General features: G+C 59.3%; 12 protein-coding genes and 1 riboswitch. Of the genes, 4 read left to right on the top strand and 8 right to left on the bottom strand.

Annotated features, from left to right (window positions below):
• Nucleotides 1-827 (bottom strand): TenA family protein (locus ACI38B_RS00695; RefSeq protein ID WP_439729116.1); only part of this gene is annotated, 827 nt, incomplete at its 3' end.
• Nucleotides 821-931: riboswitch (TPP riboswitch) on the bottom strand. It overlaps the preceding gene by 7 nt.
• Before the next feature lie 87 nt (nucleotides 932-1,018).
• Nucleotides 1,019-2,344: an ATP-binding protein gene (locus ACI38B_RS00690; RefSeq protein ID WP_439729115.1), complete on the bottom strand. Its 1,326-nt coding sequence runs from the start codon at nucleotides 2,342-2,344 to the stop codon at nucleotides 1,019-1,021.
• Between the two features lie 380 nt (nucleotides 2,345-2,724).
• On the opposite strand from ACI38B_RS00690, the gene ACI38B_RS00685 reads away from it, so the two are divergent.
• Nucleotides 2,725-3,303, top strand: a complete 579-nt coding sequence (locus ACI38B_RS00685; protein ID WP_439729114.1) for a pyridoxamine 5'-phosphate oxidase family protein — start codon at nucleotides 2,725-2,727, stop codon at nucleotides 3,301-3,303.
• A 649-nt stretch (nucleotides 3,304-3,952) separates the two neighbouring features.
• Here ACI38B_RS00685 and ACI38B_RS00680 read toward each other — a convergent pair.
• From ACI38B_RS00680 to ACI38B_RS00665, 4 genes are all read right to left on the bottom strand, one after another.
• Entirely contained in the window at nucleotides 3,953-4,312 is a 360-nt protein-coding gene (locus tag ACI38B_RS00680) for a VOC family protein (RefSeq protein ID WP_439729113.1), read from the bottom strand.
• A gap of 524 nt (nucleotides 4,313-4,836) precedes the next feature.
• On the bottom strand, nucleotides 4,837-8,526 hold the full coding sequence (locus tag ACI38B_RS00675; RefSeq protein ID WP_439729112.1) for a DEAD/DEAH box helicase: 3,690 nt from the start codon (nucleotides 8,524-8,526) through the stop codon (nucleotides 4,837-4,839).
• Between the two features lie 85 nt (nucleotides 8,527-8,611).
• Entirely contained in the window at nucleotides 8,612-10,576 is a 1,965-nt protein-coding gene (locus ACI38B_RS00670) for a DEAD/DEAH box helicase (RefSeq protein ID WP_439729117.1), read from the bottom strand.
• Between the two features lie 433 nt (nucleotides 10,577-11,009).
• On the bottom strand, nucleotides 11,010-11,882 hold the full coding sequence (locus tag ACI38B_RS00665; protein WP_439729111.1) for a sulfite exporter TauE/SafE family protein: 873 nt from the start codon (nucleotides 11,880-11,882) through the stop codon (nucleotides 11,010-11,012).
• A 1,008-nt stretch (nucleotides 11,883-12,890) separates the two neighbouring features.
• Between ACI38B_RS00665 and ettA the strand changes: the two genes are divergently transcribed.
• The 3 genes from ettA (at nucleotide 12,891) to ACI38B_RS00650 (ending at nucleotide 16,020) form a co-directional block, all read left to right on the top strand.
• Nucleotides 12,891-14,567, top strand: a complete 1,677-nt coding sequence (ettA, locus tag ACI38B_RS00660; RefSeq protein WP_439729110.1) for an energy-dependent translational throttle protein EttA — start codon at nucleotides 12,891-12,893, stop codon at nucleotides 14,565-14,567.
• Between the two features lie 366 nt (nucleotides 14,568-14,933).
• Nucleotides 14,934-15,080, top strand: coding sequence for a hypothetical protein (locus tag ACI38B_RS00655; protein WP_439729109.1), 147 nt, complete (start codon nucleotides 14,934-14,936; stop codon nucleotides 15,078-15,080).
• Complete coding sequence (locus tag ACI38B_RS00650) at nucleotides 15,067-16,020, top strand: acyl-CoA thioesterase (RefSeq protein ID WP_439729108.1); 954 nt, start codon at nucleotides 15,067-15,069, stop codon at nucleotides 16,018-16,020. The genes ACI38B_RS00655 and ACI38B_RS00650 overlap by 14 nt, the downstream gene beginning before the upstream one ends.
• A gap of 137 nt (nucleotides 16,021-16,157) precedes the next feature.
• On the opposite strand, the gene ACI38B_RS00645 is transcribed toward ACI38B_RS00650, so the two are convergent.
• Nucleotides 16,158-16,694 carry a DUF3180 domain-containing protein gene (locus tag ACI38B_RS00645; protein ID WP_439729107.1) on the bottom strand — a complete coding sequence of 179 codons (537 nt, stop codon included), beginning with the start codon at nucleotides 16,692-16,694 and terminating at the stop codon, nucleotides 16,158-16,160.
• Nucleotides 16,691-17,382: 2-amino-4-hydroxy-6-hydroxymethyldihydropteridine diphosphokinase (gene folK / locus ACI38B_RS00640; protein WP_439729106.1), on the bottom strand; the 692-nt coding region annotated here is incomplete at its 5' end. The genes ACI38B_RS00645 and folK, both read right to left, overlap by 4 nt.

Raw genomic sequence — 17,382 nt, 5'->3', positions numbered from 1 at the left:
CCCACCGCATACGCATACGAATCCTCGAAGAACGCGCGCTCGAGCCGTGCGACTTCGGGGAATACGGCGGCTTCCGGGCCGTCGACGCTCGCATACCGGTTCACCAGCTCGATGAGATTGCCCACCCAGCGGCGGAATAAATCGCCTTCGTGCAGCTCCACCCAGCCGCGGTGCGCCGGCACCTGCTGGACGACACCCGCATCCACCGTGCGCTTGGCCCAGGCCAGGTACAGCCATTCCATCGCGCACATCAGGCACAAGAGTTGAGCGAAACTGCCGGTCGCGGCAATCTGGTCGAGATACGCGCAATATTCGCGGTTCGCCGGGGTTTGCGGCACACTCGCCTGCAGCTGCTCATCCACCCCATAAAGGAACCGCAGGAAATACGGCTTCTCCCGGTCGGCGAAGAACTCGGCCTGCCGGTTGAGCATGTCACGAATCTCCTGCGTCGGCGCCTGCGCGGTCAGACGTTCCAGCGTCGGCTGCATGAAGAACGTGAAATCCTGGACCAGATAGCTGATTAGCACACTGTCAGGCAGGGTGTCGTCCAGTAGTTCGTTGACGAACCGCGAATTGATCGCCGCCTGCCAATCCTCCGCGGCAGCCATGTAGAACGCGTCGGCCACACTGCCGGGCGTCGCTCCAAGAAACGCGTAATCGCCGCTTTTGCTTGCCGGCGCGAGCGGGACGTGCTTGGTCGCCGGTTTACGAGATGCGGCCTGCCCCACAGATTGCGCGAATTTGCCGGACTCGCCGGTTCGAGAAGCGTCTGGTGCGGTTACCGCTTGAGAACCATGGTTTGATTGAGCAAATGATGATGCCGTCATGGCAGTTCCTTTCCTTCGCCGGTATTGCCCGGACAGGTTCACAGGGTCAGCGCCTTGCGCGCACTCTCAGCCGCGGACCCGCCGCAGCTCCCCTAGGTTGCCCAGCCACCCTACCTCAGCCACCCGGACATACGCGCGGAAGCAGCGCTTTCCGCCGCCGCCACACGCAGCATCATCGCGCACATACCGCATCACATTCCGGATGGCAGCGAATTGAGCCAATCCAGCGCATTCACTATCTCAATCCCGTCAACTGTTTCCAGCCCCACATGATCCAGCGTAATCACCATCCGCCGCGCAGACACGTCCTGCACGGCATGCAAAGGTTCAAGCTCCCGTTTCCGTGTCGGAGCATCAAGCATGCTGGCCGTCACCTGAATCATGATCGGACGAGCTCCAAGCACGCCGTATCCGGAACCGGGGTGTGAATCATCCTGTCCCCGCGAAGAGCCATCGCTGGTGGCGTCAGAATTCCCCGACGCATCATCACGCCATGCGACAAAGTCGATTTCCAATCGGTCGGTCCGCCCGACACGCACATGATACCCTGCAGCCAACAGCTCGTTGCACACCACGTTCTCAAGCACAAAGCCAAAATCGTACGGCTTGCCCCCAAGCAGCACGCCACCGATGCCCGTATCGGACGGGTAGCATTTCGACAAGCCTTGCAAAATCCTTCCCCCATGCGCATCAACCCGTGGAATCCGGTTCAACAGATAGGCTTCCTCCATGCCTTTGATATACCGTTCAATGGTGACCGCCGTCGTTTTCCTGTGCGCCGAGGCGAGGCGCTTCTCAATTTTCGCAACCGACACCGGCGATCCAGCAGTATCAAAGACATACCGTGCCACATCATCGAACACCGCGGAATTGCGAATCTCCATATGAGACGCCACATCGCGCACGACAACCGTGTTGTAGATACCGGCAAGCACCGTACGGGCCAAGGCGGGATTATCACCCTGGTCAACCACGGGCGGCAGCGCGCCAAATCTACAGAATCGTTCAAAGCTGGCGTCTGAAGATCCGAGTTCCGCGTATTCAAGGAATTCACGGTACGACAGGGGGAATATCCTGATTTCCATGAATCTGCCTGACAATAACGTCGACAGTTCGCTGGACAGCATATGTGCATTCGACCCTGTAATGACGAGATCGATGTCCAAATCGACCCTCATGGCGTTCACCGCTTTTTGCCATTGCCCAATCAGCTGCACTTCATCAAGGAATACATAGCAGTGCCCTTTACCGCGGACAGCATGCTCGACCTCGTGATACAACTGGTGGAAATCATAATCGACGAATTCGAATGATTCGAGATTCAGAAATACGATGCGCTCTTCGGGCACACCATGGGCGAGCAAATCATCGCGGCCGAGCGCCATAAGCGATGACTTGCCGCTCCGGCGCATGCCCGTCACGACTTTGATCAAACCGTTGTCGCGCGCCTCGGCCAGCATCCGCTGATATCTCGGACGAGGCTTCAATGATGACTGGAACATCAACAATCTCACCATCCTTCCAGACCACGGCATAGATGCTTGATACCGTCCATTGACAGAGCTTCGGCAGGGCACACATCTGCGACTGCAACTTTCTATAGTATACTATAGAAAGTCGTAAAAATCCGCAACTTTCTATAGTATGATATAGAAAGTTGTTTCTCTGACATACCACCACACTACATTCGCATCACACCACCGAGGACATCATGACCGATATCGCTTCCGAACTTCCGCAGCACACGCCAGCCTCGCCGTCAACGCCGGCACAAACGCCAACTCAAGCGCCGGCACCCACATCGGCTTCAGTCGCAAGGGTTTCACTGCCGCCTTCCGGTTCTCTACGCCGCGCGCCGCATATGCACGCCTCCACCACACCCGGAGCGCACCGTCCAATGCGTCGCGCCGACCGCGAAGTCCGTTCTCCACAGCAAATCAAGGATATCCTCGACTCGTGCGAAGTCGTGCGCATCGCCTACCAAGACGCCGAGGGCCTGACCATCGTGCCGATGAATTTCGGATATCAATTCACTCTGGAGCGATTCCCCCAACCCGAAAACGACCTTCCGGTCAGCCTGTCGGCGAATGGGACACCACTGCCGCCGGATTTCGGCGAGCTTCGGATTTTCCTGCATTCGGCGCATGAGGGACGCAAAATCGACGCGATTCGCACTGCGGGCAACGCGCTTCCGGTCGCCTTTGAGCTTGACTGCGATCATCAGGTGCACGAAGGCCGCACACCTTGCAACTGGTCGGCGTCCTTCCGCTCGATTGTCGGCACGGGCACGGCATCGGTGGTCACGGATCTTGACGAAAAAATCGCCGCCATGCAAGCCCTGATGAGCAAGCAGGCTGGCATGGATCACGTGCCCTTCACCGCGCAGCAGATGGCAAGCGTCACAGTCTGGAAAATCGTGTCCACTAGTTTTACCGGCAAGATCCACACCGTTCCACGCCCGCACGGCGGCAAGTGACGTTCCTTACGTTCCGGCCGCAGCGCGCGGACCAGTATATCGTAAACCAGTAATTTTACGTTATACGTATTTGACTTGCTGGGATGCGCGGTTGGGTTGAAGACAGCCACGCTGTAGATGGCCGCGTTATCGACAGTATCTGCAGGTCTACCGGAAAATTGCCTACTCACAGCTTTCAAGTGAGGGGGAATTAGCCGATGGACAACCATGACAGATCCAAAGGAACTGGGGAGGCAAAGGACTCTTCCGGGACTTTTGCCAGACTCTTTCGCTACTTAAAGCCTAATTACTGATCCCTGCTCGCTGTAATCATATTCGCGATTACTTCGACCGTCTTCTCCATTATTGGACCAAAATTTCATCCAAGGCAACCGACAAGCTGATCACCGGGATTCGTGCCAAGATCTAGAATACCGGTGAATTGATTTTATTTACATCAACAACATTATCCCGTTGCGCCTGGCCTTTATCACCTGTCCATGATTTTCAACCATGCACAAAGACGGATTACTTCAGATATTTCCCAGAAGGTTGCCTTTTCGATAAGAAAAGATATCGCGGAAAAATCGACCGCCTGGCGCTCAGTTTTTCAAGCACACCAGCGGTCGATCGTTTCAGCGGTTGTATCTTGGTAGCTCATACCTGTCTTTTACGCCTTGACACTCTTAAAGGCAAAGAAGTGGCCTTCTGGGTCCGCAAAGTTGCAAGTTTCGGCACTGCCCATATCAACGACTTCGCCAACAGTGACGCCCTTGTCAAGCAACTTTTGGCGGGTTTCCTTCACGTCTTCGCAGCTGAAAAGCAGTGACGGGGTAGCCAGGTCAAGTTCTGGTGAGTACTCGGCGATCACCTCACGATCAAACAGGCGCAGGCTGTATTCCGCGTTTTCGCAAGCTACCAGCAAGTAGGTCTTGCTTTGGTCGGGGCCTTCGCCTTCTTCTTTCACGATGAAGCCAACTTGTTCACTCCAGAACTTGGCACATTTTTCTGGATCATGTACATAAAGCATGATTTCAACTTGGTGAAACATATTTGCAAACCTCGATTTTGAGCTATTTCTTTTACTGGCTATTTATCAAATGGCGACAACTACAACGGGTTTAAGAATTAGCGGAAAAATTCTCGTTTTCAAAGTGCATGTGAAGGACCTTTCTGGGGGCTGGCTATTATTCCTTTCAACTCACAACCCTAGCCGAGGTGCTGCACATGCACGTTGAAAACGGGGAGCGACAACACGCTTTCACCACTGGTCAAGCACCGGCCAATCGCGCCAAGCAAACCGCAGATGCACGCATATCCGCCGCACACCGGAACATAAGCCACCCAGGAACCCGCTGATGGCCGCTCAACCCCAACACCCTGTGTGAGAAGCCGGTGCACCCACCAGTCCCCGCACAACCCTCGACACAGGAACCCGCAGATACGATGCTATCTCCCAGACACCGGAACTCTCACCCCACAGCAACCCGCAAATACGCTCGCAACAGGCGGTACCGGCCCGCAACAAGCCGCGCACACAACCAGCGCGGCGACTCACCCGAGCAGCGCGAGCAGGTCGTCCTTGGTGAGCCGACTGATGGCGCTGCCACCGGTCGTCGAAGCGTCATCCACGAACTTCGCTGCAAGATCAGACTTCGTACGCTGCAGGTTGATGATGCGCTCCTCGATGGTGTCCTTCGCCACAATCTGGTACACGTTCACATCCTGTGTCTGCCCGATGCGATGCGCACGGTCGGTCGCCTGGTTCTGCGCTGCGGCATTCCACCACGGGTCGGCATGCACAACCACGCAGGCACCGGTCAGGTTAAGGCCTGTATTGCCGGCCTTGAGCGAAATGAGGAACACCGGGGTGTCGTCCTTGTTGAACTGGTTGACCAGCTCAAGCCGCTTTTTCTTCGGGGTTCCGCCGGTAATCACGTCATAGTCGATGCCGTTCTTGTGCAACCGCTTGCCGATCAGATGCAGATAACTGGTGAACTGCGAGAAAATCAGCATCTTGCGGCCCGCATCGCGGCAGGATTCCACCAGTTCCTCGATGGCATCAAGCTTGGCGGATTTCTTCCCGGCGTTCTCGTACACCAACCGCGGATCGCAGCAAATCTGCCGCAACCGGGTCAACTGGGCGAGCACCTTGATCTTCTCGGCGCCGGAATCGAAGTTCGTATCCCTGTTGATGGAAGCGCGCAACCGCTGCTCGAGCGCCGCATACAGTTTGCGTTGCTCGCCCTCCAGCTGGACGGTGATGACGTTCTCGATTTTGTCGGGCAGGTCGCCGAGCACATCCTTCTTGAGACGACGCAGAATGAACGGGCCGACAAACACCTGCAATCTGCGCTGAGCGATGGCGTCACCGCTGAGAATCGGCATTTCGAACCGACCGCGGAAATGCTTATAGCTGCCAAGCATCCCGGGCATGAGGAAATCGAAGATGCTCCACAATTCGGACAGCCGGTTCTCGATCGGCGTGCCGGTGAGCGCGAACCGATGCTTGGCTTGAATCGAACGCACCGCCTGCGAGGATTTCGTCGCGTGGTTCTTCACATATTGCGCCTCATCCAACGCCATGCACGTGAAGTTGATATCACGATAATCATCGATATCGCGGCGCAACAGATCATACGACGTGACGAGCAAATCATAATCGCGTGCACTGGCGAGAATCGCCCGACGCTCGTCCTTGCTTCCCGCGAGCGCGGCGACGTGCAGTTCCGGCGTGAATTTCTCCGCCTCAGCGACCCAGTTATAGACCAGGGAGGCCGGGCAGACAATCAGGTTCGGCCCGTTCTTACGCGATTCGTCCAGCCGGCTGAGCAGCATGGCGAGCATCTGCACGGTTTTGCCCAGACCCATCTCGTCGGCGAGAATACCACCGAAGCCCTTGTCGCACACCGCGTTGAGCCATCTGAAACCCTCCGCCTGATAGGGGCGAAGCACAGATTTCAAGCTTTCCGGCACCTCGTAGCGGTTCGGGTCGATGACCTTGAGGTTCTCGACATACTGGTGGAACCGCTGGTCCTTGTCCTCATCATCGGTTTGGCCGTCGAGATAGAAGGCTTGAAATGCGGGCACATCCACGGCTCCATCGGCAAACTCGTCCCGGTCGATGCCCAGATCGTCGGCGACAGTGTCAAGCTTGCTGGTGTCCATAGTGGCCAAGTTGACGAACCGGCCGTCGCGCAGACGATGGAACCGTTTGCGCTGGCGGTAGCTGTTGAGCAACTGCGGCACTTCGTCAGGGTCGACTTCGTCGGCAATCGGCGAGATCTCCACCAGATCGGAGCGCATGGACAACCCGATTTTGATGACCGGCGACGGCATGGACGTCACCCCGTCGAACGCCGGCGTCGAGTACACGGTTCCCAGGCCGCGCAATACCGGCAGCCCTTCGGTCAGCAGACGGTAGATTCCCTCGTCGTCGTCTTCGGACAACCGCGCAATCGGACCGTCCGGGCGCGGGAAATAATGCAGCAGCGCTTCGACCACGAGTCGTTCGGTGGTCGTGTCGCGTACCACGCCGTCATGCGCGCCGTTGCCGTTGAAGATATGGAATCGGCGATCGCCGTACCGGGCTTGGGCATCGCATGTGATGCCGTCGCGGTCGCGGTCGAAATACAGTTCTATATTGCACGGCTGCTGGATGGTGGCCAGCAGTTTCGCCGGAATATCGGCAATCAGGCCATGCAGGGGTTTTGGCCGATTATGCTGCGGTTCGCCCTGCGGATTGGGATCGCCCGGTGCCGGCGTCTCAAGTGTTGTCTCGGTATGCGGACTTACGGCGGGACCCGCGGAACCGGCGACATCGTTGACATTGTCGTCATCATCCGTTTCCTGCTGCACCGGCACGCCGTCGATCGCACCGACCGTCAGCTGCGGGAGCACCGTGCGGCTGAACGCGTTCAAATCACGGGGGCTGACGTACTGCTCAGTCTCGCGATCCTCCCCGCACAACGCCATCACGAGCTGTTCACGCCGCGCCAACTGCGGAGAACACCGGAAAATCATCGGCAGGCCGTCGGTGCTCGACGAGTACCATTCGCGGTTCGCACCGATCGCGGAACCAACAATCACATACGAAGAAGGGTGTCCGTCGATTATCGCAATCACGCGGGCGGTATGCGAAATCGTGTATCCGCCATCGTCCTCGGGGGTGATGCGCAACCCGAAATCAGGGTCGGTGCCGACGACACGCATGGCTCGCGCGTTGGCGAAAGTCGTGCTGACCCCCACCACGCCCACGGCTTCCCGGGTATCGACGAACAAGCCGAGCAGCTCCGCCAATTCGTCGTCGGCCACCGCGTATCCGTCGCCCGACGCACTATGCGGGAACGAATAGAACATCGCATTGCTCAGGCTTTCCCTGACCTGCACGGCACGATCGAGAATGTCAAGCATCTTGCGGGACTGCTCGTCGAAGGTGTAGCGGGTATGGACGAACGCTAGCTTCTGCCCATACTGGAAGTACTCCCGGTTGCGCACCGAATCAAGCAACTGGGGAATGCTCTTGACGACATAGCTGAGTCTGAGCGAGGGAACATTGAGTTTGAGACGGATCGAAGCCCCTGATACCCGCGCGGATTTCGCAAACTCAAGTTCCAGATGCACGCTGCCGATTGGCAGATGGCGGCTGCTTTGCACAGACGTCGGAACCCCGCCGTTCTTCTCCGCGGCGTTGACCTGCTTAAGCAATTCAAGCTGCCGGTTTTTCGCGTCATCGGCTTGGCGGCGCTCCTCACTGAACATGAAGCGCTCCAGTAGCGGCGACGTGGTGCGATGCTGGCGTCCGCCACGGGAAGAGGCGTCCCCCTTGACGGCGAACGACGAGGAATCCTCGTTGTACGCGATAATCAACGCCAGCACGTGCTTGCAGATGCCGCCGAATCTGCTGAACGCCGGGCAGGTGCATGACGAATCGGTGAAATCCGAGCGATCCTCGTCGATATGCGTGCTCACATCGTAATCGCTCAGGAAGTTCTCAGTGCTGTGGACCGTCGCGTGAAGCGTTTCACCGTCATCCGTGTAAGTGCATGTGAAATCACGTATCCGGTTGCTGGAAAGGACGTCAAACGCGCGATAATACGCGGATCCCCCTCGCCGTTTCAGCTTGGATTCAGGAACGACCTCATCACGCGCGCCATACGAGGAACCGGGTTCTGCGCCGAAATCACGAGGCGTGTCGTACCCGCTGCCGCCTCGTCCCCCATATACCGATGCATGCCAGTCCATGACCACCATCCTTCATCAAGCACTCGTTCCATCGTAACGCAAGACGGGCGGGAATACACATCGGCATTCCCGCCCGTCTCACCGCTCAGCGATGCTTCTTGCCACCGGCATGTTTCTTCCCGGAATGATGCTTGCCCGCCGGCTTTGATTTCTTTGACGCCTTGGATTTCTTGCCCTGTTTCGCGCTGACGAACCGCACATCGTCGCGATGCTTCTTGCCGCCATGACGCCAGCCACCGGAACGCTGGCCGAACTCGCGTTCGCGACGCTGCTTGCGATTGCGCGGGCCCTCATCGTACGACGAGATACGACGGCCGGAATGGCGCTGCGGCATCTCACCGTCGCGGAACGACCGGTCGAAATCGCGCATATCATCATCGCGACGCCCGGCACCGCGATCGAAACGGTCCTTGCCGTGCTTGCGATGCTCGGCGTCCTTGGCGCCCTTATGACCATGATGCTTGGCGTTGCGGTAATCCTCGGACATGGCGAAATCGACGGATGCCGGCTGACCGAACCCGTCGAAGGATTCGCGGGCATCGTCGGCATGATGCCCGTGCGAGGCATGGCCCTTGCCCTTGACCCCGCCCTTGTCGTGACGATCCTTGTGATCGCGGCGATCCTTGTCATCGCGGTCATGACGGCCCTTGCGTTTGCCGCCGTCCTTCTTCTTGCCGTTCTTGCCACTCTTGCCGTGTTTGTTGCCGAAATCGACCTGACCCAGATCCCAGCCCTCGACAACAGGCGCGACCTCGCCTACCAGCTCAAGCAGTTCAGGGGACTCAGGGGTGACCGCGACCGGCTTCGCATCGATACCCGCGTTGCGGAACAGACGATGCGAGGATCGGCGCTGGTTCGGCAGCACGAGCGTGACCACGTCACCATGTTCGCCGGCACGCGCGGTACGGCCGGAACGGTGAAGGAAGGACTTCGGGTCGGCCGGCGGTTCGGTCTGGATCACCAGGGCGACATCGCTGACGTCGATGCCTCGCGCGGCGACATCCGTGGCGACCAGGACACGCACGAATCCACGCTCGAACGCGGCGAGATGATGGTCGCGCTGCTTTTGCGACAGATTGCCCTGCAAATCGACCGCAGGAATGCCGTGCTTGACGAGCTTCTCGGCGAGTTCCTTGGCCTGGTACTTGGTACGGGTGAAGATGATGCGCTTGTCCTTGCCGCTGGCGAGCGCGCGAATCACCTCAGGCTTGTCGTCCTTGGTGACCTTGAATACATGCTGGGTGAGCGTGTCGACCTGGGCGTCGGCTGCATCGACAGCGTGGACCTTCGGTTCGTGCAGGAATTCGTCGACGAGCTTGTCGACACCGTGGTCGAGGGTCGCGGAGAACAGCATGCGCTGACCGTCCGGGGCGACCTGCGCGAGCAGCTTCTCGACCGAAGGAAGGAAGCCCATATCGGCCATCTCATCGGCTTCGTCAAGCACCGCGACGCGCACGGATTCGAGGCTGAGCAGCTTCTGGTTGAGCAGGTCCTCAAGACGCCCGGGGCAGGCGACCACAATCTGGGCGCCGCGACGAAGCCCGTCGACCTGACGGCCTTGGCGTACACCGCCGTAGATGGTGACGGTACGCATGCCGTACACCTCGGCGAGCGGCCTGATGACTTCGTCAATCTGGTTGACCAGTTCTCTGGTCGGCGCGAGAACGAGTGCACGCGGGTGGGGCAGCATGGCTTTCTTGCGTGCATCCTTGTCACCGCTGTTCTTGATGGCGTTGAAATCGCGGATTGCGTCATCGGCGTCGCTGGACTGCGCGAGACGGGCAATCAGCGGGATGGAAAACGCGAGGGTCTTGCCGGAACCGGTCTGGCCTCGGCCGAGAATATCTCGCCCGGCAAGGGAATCCGGCAGGGTGTCCGCCTGGATGGGGAACGCCGTGGTTTTGCCGTCGCGTTCGAGCGCATCGACCAGTTCGCGCGGAACCCCCAGTTCGGCGAAAGTGCGCGGCGGCTCGTCGCGGTGTGCGGCGGAATCGGCCGCGGCGGCCTCTGCAGCCGCTACGTATTTGCTCTCGTGAAGCTCTTCTTCGATGTTCTGGTTCTTGAAGGAGTTCTTGCCGTCACGGCGGTCGAAGCGCTTACCGCCCTTGCGCCCGCCCTTGCCGTGATGTTTGAAGGAATCGCCATGCCGCTTGTTGTCGTGCTTATGGGCATGCTGAGAGGATTTGGAATCAGTCACTATGTTCTTTCGATCGTAAGTCGGCCGCTCACGCGACCCAGCCGCACTCCCGCGGCGTTATTCAGACAATTCAGTTTATCGCGAGGTGTCGAATTCGACGCGCGGCTGAGCGCGATGGCTCAGGTTGCGGGGCGGCAGCGGGTTACGTCGATTACAGCGGTGGCGACGGGGTGAAGGCGGGGCTGAACGCAAGAGGGTGAATGCAGTCGGGTGAACGCAGGTCTGCAAACACGGGCGGTGGCGCAAGCGGTGGACGCAAGCAGGAAGTCTCGGGCGCAGTCCGCAATCAGTAGGTCTTGATGGCCAGATCGATGGTCAGGGCGATGCCGGCGATCACCGCGGCGATGCGCATGATGCGAGCGGGGATTTTCCGGGTAATCGGCGGGGCGATATAGCTTCCGGCGAAGCAACCGAGGCACATCACGATGGCCAACGGCCAATCGACGACACCGCGCACGATAAACACCACGGATGCGCTCATATTCGCACCCCACCCGATCAGGGTCTTGAGCGCGTTGACCTGATGGAACGGGCCGATGCCGGCGGCGTCAAGCACCGCAAGGACCAACGTGCCTGCGCCGGCCCCGAAATAGCCGCTGTAGATTGCGCAGCATGACACGCCAAGCCAGACCCACCACGGGTCTTCGGAGAGCGGCTCGGTTTGTGTGCGGACAAGCGGGCGGGAACGCCGCTTCCCCGTATTGTCGTCCGGCGATGCCTCATTAAGTCCCAGCTGGGCCGCCTGTGCCTGTGCAGCTGCGGCGGCCTGCTTGGCTTCGGCACGCCCGCGCGGATTTAGGGCGATTGCGGCACTGCTCAGGGCAATCAGCGGCGGGACGACGAATTCGAAGACCTTCGGGTCAAGTTCAAGCAGCAACAACGCCCCCAGAATGCCGCCAATCACACCAATCGACACGTAAATCGCGGCTCTGAGATGCAATCCATGCAGCTCCTTGCGCGCACCGAGCGCACCGCCGAATCCCGTGCCCAGCACGCCGACCGTGTTCGACGCGTTGGCGAGGACAGGCGGCACTCCCAGTGCCAGTAGTGCAGGGTAGGAAATCAGCGATGATGCGCCCACGGCGTACCCCACGAAACCGGCTCCGACACCGGCGAGCGCCACCAACAGCAGGGTGAGTACCGAGTATCCAGCAATCATGATGTACCTCACCTCCGTGGGCCGCAACGGCAACGTGAATGCCGGTGTTGCCGTATTTCCTAGTGTTTACTGGTGTTTCCTAGTGTTTTAGGTATTTGCAGGTATTTGCAACTGACAGACGCAAATCCGGAATCGTCGAGCCCAGTCTATTGATTGTCCCGACAATCGCGAGTCCTGTCGGTCGAAGTCCTGTCGGTCGATAGTCACCTTAATCGAATCGCAAGTCCCGTCGAAGGATAATCCCGTTAATCGCAAGTGCCGTCGATTGATAGTACGAGGAAGGCGAGGAGACGTCCATCTTCCCGTCCATGATACGGACAGCGATGACGGCCGGGGAGCGACCGCAATGTCGCACAGCAGACAAATATCAGTCCAATCCCCCGTCGAACCAACCCAATCGACCCGCCGTGCAACCCGCCAGTCACACCGCAGGCAGATATCAACCCGTCACCCCTTCACAGCCGAGACACCCGCCCGCCATGCGACCTACCAATCACACCGCAGCCAGATACCCAACCAACCGACCCACAAACGCCAGGATATCCGCCCATTGTGTAACCGCAATGTCGCACCGCAAGCAGATACCGGCCGAATTCCCCACCACACCAACCCAATCTGTCTACCGTGCGACTCTGCAATCGCACGACAGACAGATACCAGCCCATCAGACTCGTTAAGCCAACCCAATTAGCCCGCCATGCAACCCACCGATCGCACGACAGTCAGATACCAGCCCGCCAACCCCTCACCCGCCAAGTTATCTGCCCACAGTGCGACCCACCAATCGCACCGCAAGCAGATATCGACCCATCGGACTCTCCGAACCACCTAAATCGGCCCGCCATGCGACCCACCAATCGCACAACTCGTCGAAACCCGACGCCCCACCCGCGTGCCCAGTCATCGACCCGCCCGCTGTAGACCGTATACGCCATAATGGAAGGGTTATTGTGACCGATTACATTCCATATGCGCCTCCCCGGCGCACATCAGGAGAACGGAACAACTTTGGCTGAGTTTATTTATCAAATGATCAAGGCGCGCAAGGCCTACGGCGACCGGGTCATCCTCGACGACGTGACCTTGAGCTTCCTGCCCGGCGCGAAAATCGGCGTGGTGGGCCCCAACGGCATGGGCAAGTCCACACTGCTGCGCATCATGGCCGGCCTCGACACCGTCTCGAACGGCGAAGCGACCCTCACCCCGGGCTACACGGTCGGCATCCTCCAGCAGGATCCGCCGCTCGATGAAGACAAGACCGTCGGCGAGAACATCAAGATGGCGTTCGGTCCGATCGCCGAGAAGGTTGAGCGCTTCAACCAGATCGGCGAAGAAATGGCTAATCCCGACGCCGATTTCGACGCCCTCATGGAGGAAATGGGCAAGCTGCAGACCGAAATCGACGCCGCCAACGGCTGGGATCTCGACTCCCAACTCGAGCAGGCGATGGACGCGCTGCAGTGCCCCGACCCCGACACCCCGGTCAGCGTGTGCTCCGGTGGCGAGCGCCGTCGTGTCGCCCTGTGTCGTCTGCTGCTTGAAGCCCCCGATCTGCTGCTGCTCGACGAGCCCACCAACCATCTGGACGCCGAATCGATCCTGTGGCTCGAACAGTTCCTGCACCAGTACAAGGGTGCCGTCATCGCCGTCACCCACGACCGCTACTTCATGGACAACGTGGCCGAATGGATCTGCGAAGTCGACCGCGGCCACCTGTACCCGTACAAGGGCAACTACTCCACGTATCTGGAGACGAAGGCCAAGCGTATGGAAATCCAGGGCGCAAAAGACGCCAAGCTCGCCAAGCGCCTGAAGAACGAGCTCGACTGGGTGCGCTCCTCGCCGAAGGCACGTCAGGCCAAGAACAAGGCGCGTCTCGAGCGCTACGACCAGATGGAAGAGGAAGCACGCAACTCCAAGAAGCTTGACTTCTCCGAAATCCAGATCCCACCGGGGCCGCGTCTGGGTTCGCAGGTACTGGCAGCCGAACATATCCACAAGGCGTTCGGCGACCGCGTGCTCATCGACGATTTGAGCTTCACGCTGCCGCGTAACGGCATCGTCGGCGTAATCGGCCCGAACGGTGTGGGCAAGTCCACCCTGTTCAAGACGATTGTCGGTCTGGAGCCGCTCACTTCGGGCAAGCTCACCATCGGCGACACCGTCAAGATCTCCTACGTCGACCAGAACCGTGCGGGCCTCGACCCGAACAAGAACCTGTGGGAGGCCGTGTCCGGCGGGCTTGACTTCATCGAGGTCGGCGGTGTGGAAGTGCCCACCCGCGCCTATGTGGCAAGCTTCGGTTTCAAGGGCTCCGACCAGCAGAAGCTCGTGAGCATGCTCTCAGGCGGTGAGCGCAACCGCTTGAATCTGGCGCTTACACTCAAGCAGGGCGGCAATCTGCTGCTGCTCGACGAGCCGACCAACGACCTTGATGTCGAAACGCTGGAAAGCCTGGAGAACGCACTGCTCGAATTCCCCGGCTGCGCTGTGGTCATCTCCCACGACCGCTGGTTCCTCGACCGCATCGCCACCCATATCCTCGCGTGGGAGGGCACAGACGAGAATCCTGCACACTGGTACTGGTTCGAAGGCAACTTCCAGGCGTATGAGGAAAACAAGGTCGCGCGCCTCGGCGAGGACGCGGCACGGCCTCATCGACTGCACCGCAAGCTGACGCGTTAGTATTCTGCGGATGCGTCCGCCGTCACTCTGCATCACGCGGTAGGCGAACGGCAATCAATCATGGAACCTTCCAGTCGGGCAACCGGCCGGGAGGTTCTTGAGTTTTGGGCTTGAGTCTTGGCTTGGTTTTTGGCTTGAGTCTTGGCTTGGTCCCTGAGTTTAGTCCTTGGGTTTCTTGGTCTGCCCTTTCGTTGAATCCGACGGGAATCAAGCACGAGGCGGCACCCGATTCACTATGCAGCCACCAGATGTTCACCCGACGCCACCGTGCGTTTACACGCATGAGGACAAGTCGAATCGCAACGGAAATACACACCTGCTGTACTGTGTCATAACACTCGGCACATGCGCAGGGTGCGGATTTCGTTGACGAAAGCGGTTTTCCCCGCGAAATCCGAAGATATTCCGTCAGGCGGATTAGACTACACCATGCGGCGCATGACGCCGACCGAATACGCACTCACCGCACTGGCCGGCGGGCAGGCAGAAAAGAGCGACTATGACGCACAATGAATCGATGACGCCGCTGAAGCATCTGGTGAAGGTGCTGCAGCTGGGTACCCCCTCCCCGCATCGGGACCATACCTACATCAATGGGGAAAGCCTGTATTTCCCCACGGGGCGCGTCTATGGCGGCCAGGTGATCGCGCAGTCCGTCATCGCCGCGGCGAAAACCGTGCCCGGCGGACGTCTGCCCCATTCCATCCACGGGTATTTCATCGCCGCCGGCGATATTCACCAAGATGTGCTCTTCGATGTGGAAACCTTGCGTGACGGGCATTCCTTCTCGTCTAGGCGCGTCAATGTCACACAGGCGCAGGGGCCGATTCTCACCGCCATCGCAAGCTTCCAGGAAACCGGCCAACGAGGTGTGGAATTCGCCGATCCAATGCCGGCCGATGTGCCGGGCCCGGAAGGACTGACCAGTGCGAAACAGCTCATGGAACCGTACGCGGAAAAGTCTCCGTTCGCTGATTTCTATGCCAGCAAATCCCCATTCGACATCCGTCATGTAACACCGACCATCATGTTGGGCGCCGACCACAAGTCCGCGGACCGGGACAGCGGGCGTCAGATGGTGTGGATGAAGGCGGATGGGACCGCAGACGTACCGCAGGTGATGCATCGGGCGATGCTGGCGCTTGGCTGCGACCAGATCATGATGGAGCCGGTGCTGCGGCGGGCGGGGCTGAGCATTTCGACACCGGGGATTTCCTATGCGTCCATCGACCATTCGATGTGGTGGTATCGGGATATCGACATCAACCAGTGGCATTTGTATGTGCAGGACACGCCGACCGCCGCCCACGGGCGTGGGCTGGCGCTTGCGAAGGTGTATTCGCGCGACGGCGAACTGGTAGCGGTGATGGCGCAGGAAGCCATGATCCGAGTCCCCGACAAGACCCTCGAAACCTTGCAATCCGGCAGCGAAACCAGCAACACCCCGGCATAACCGGTTCGTTCTCCCAAACTAGCTACGCAAAACCGAGCCCCAGCGTAGCCAGTTTTCGAAACACATAGTTTGGGAGAACCACTAACCTTCTGCCGACGCTGACACCGCACTCACCGTCGGCAGAAGCGGTACGCACACTAGCTGCGTTTGGCGACACCGCCACGGGCGAGCTGACGCTGTTGACGCTGGCGCTCCTTGATCTTCGGGTTCTCCGGCCCCTCATCGGGCGGCAATTGACAGAACCACTCACTGATAATGCCGATAATCATGTCAATCAAGCTCACCGCTGCCGCGATAGCGCATTCGCGGATCGCCCCCGCATAATACGGCGCATCGCTGTGCGGTAACGCAATAATCAGCTGCACCCCGTACCAGCCAAGCAAAAACGCCGCAGCAAGCCCCAGCGCCTTCGACAAGATCAACGTGTTGACCGCACGCTCGGGATCAAGCCTGCGCGTACGTTTCTTCGGATCAGTCCGCGCGTAGATACGCACCTGGATCGCCAACCCCAGCACCACCAGTCCCATGACCAGCATGACGACCGACACCACAATCGGCGCACCAAGCATGTCAAACTGGATGTTTTCCGCGACTTTCGTCACACCCACACTGAGCAGGCAGCCTGCCAGCACCGCAATCACGTACTGCCACCACGGGGTTCTTCGCATGATCATCGATCTCCTTGCGTATCGGGATTCCCTACGTTGTCCGCTTGTGCAACCATCCAATCTTCACAGACAATCTCCACACTGTGTGCGTCGGGGGTATTGCGCGCAAGTTCGGCGACCTCGCCGCCGTGCGGACCGACGAGCCGCGCGTCGCAATCGACCTGAGCCCACGGCACAAGCACAAAAGCACGCTGCCACGCCCGTGGATGCGGCAACGTCAACGTCGGGTCGTCGTACACCATGCCGTCAACATCGATGATATCAATGTCAAGCGGACGTGACGCCCAATGCTGGCCGTGGTCGCGGCCGGCGCTTCGCTCAATATCGTGGATTGCCTGCAACAGCTCCCGCGGCCGCTGTGTGGTGGATGCCAGCACGACGGCGTTGAGGAAATCCGGTGTATTCTGCGGCATTCCCCACGCCTTGGTGCGATACAGCGACGACACACCGGTGATTTGCGTGCCCTCGATCGCATCAAGCTGCCGGACGGCTTCACGCAACACCCCGGTGATGGCCGCGGTATTTCCGCCCTGGTTCGCACCGAGAGACAGCACGACGTGGTGGACGCTCCGGGCGCTGCCCTCATGTCGGTCGCCGCAATCCTCATGATTGCCGACCGCGCCATCATCGTCCGCTTGGGCTGTTGGACAATCCGCGGCATCCCTGGTGATAGTCACGCTCACATCAGCGAAAG

The sequence above is a fragment of the Bifidobacterium sp. genome, assembly GCF_051876855.1.
Taxonomy (GTDB): domain Bacteria; phylum Actinomycetota; class Actinomycetes; order Actinomycetales; family Bifidobacteriaceae; genus Bifidobacterium.
This window is presented reverse-complemented; position numbering and strand designations above follow the sequence as displayed.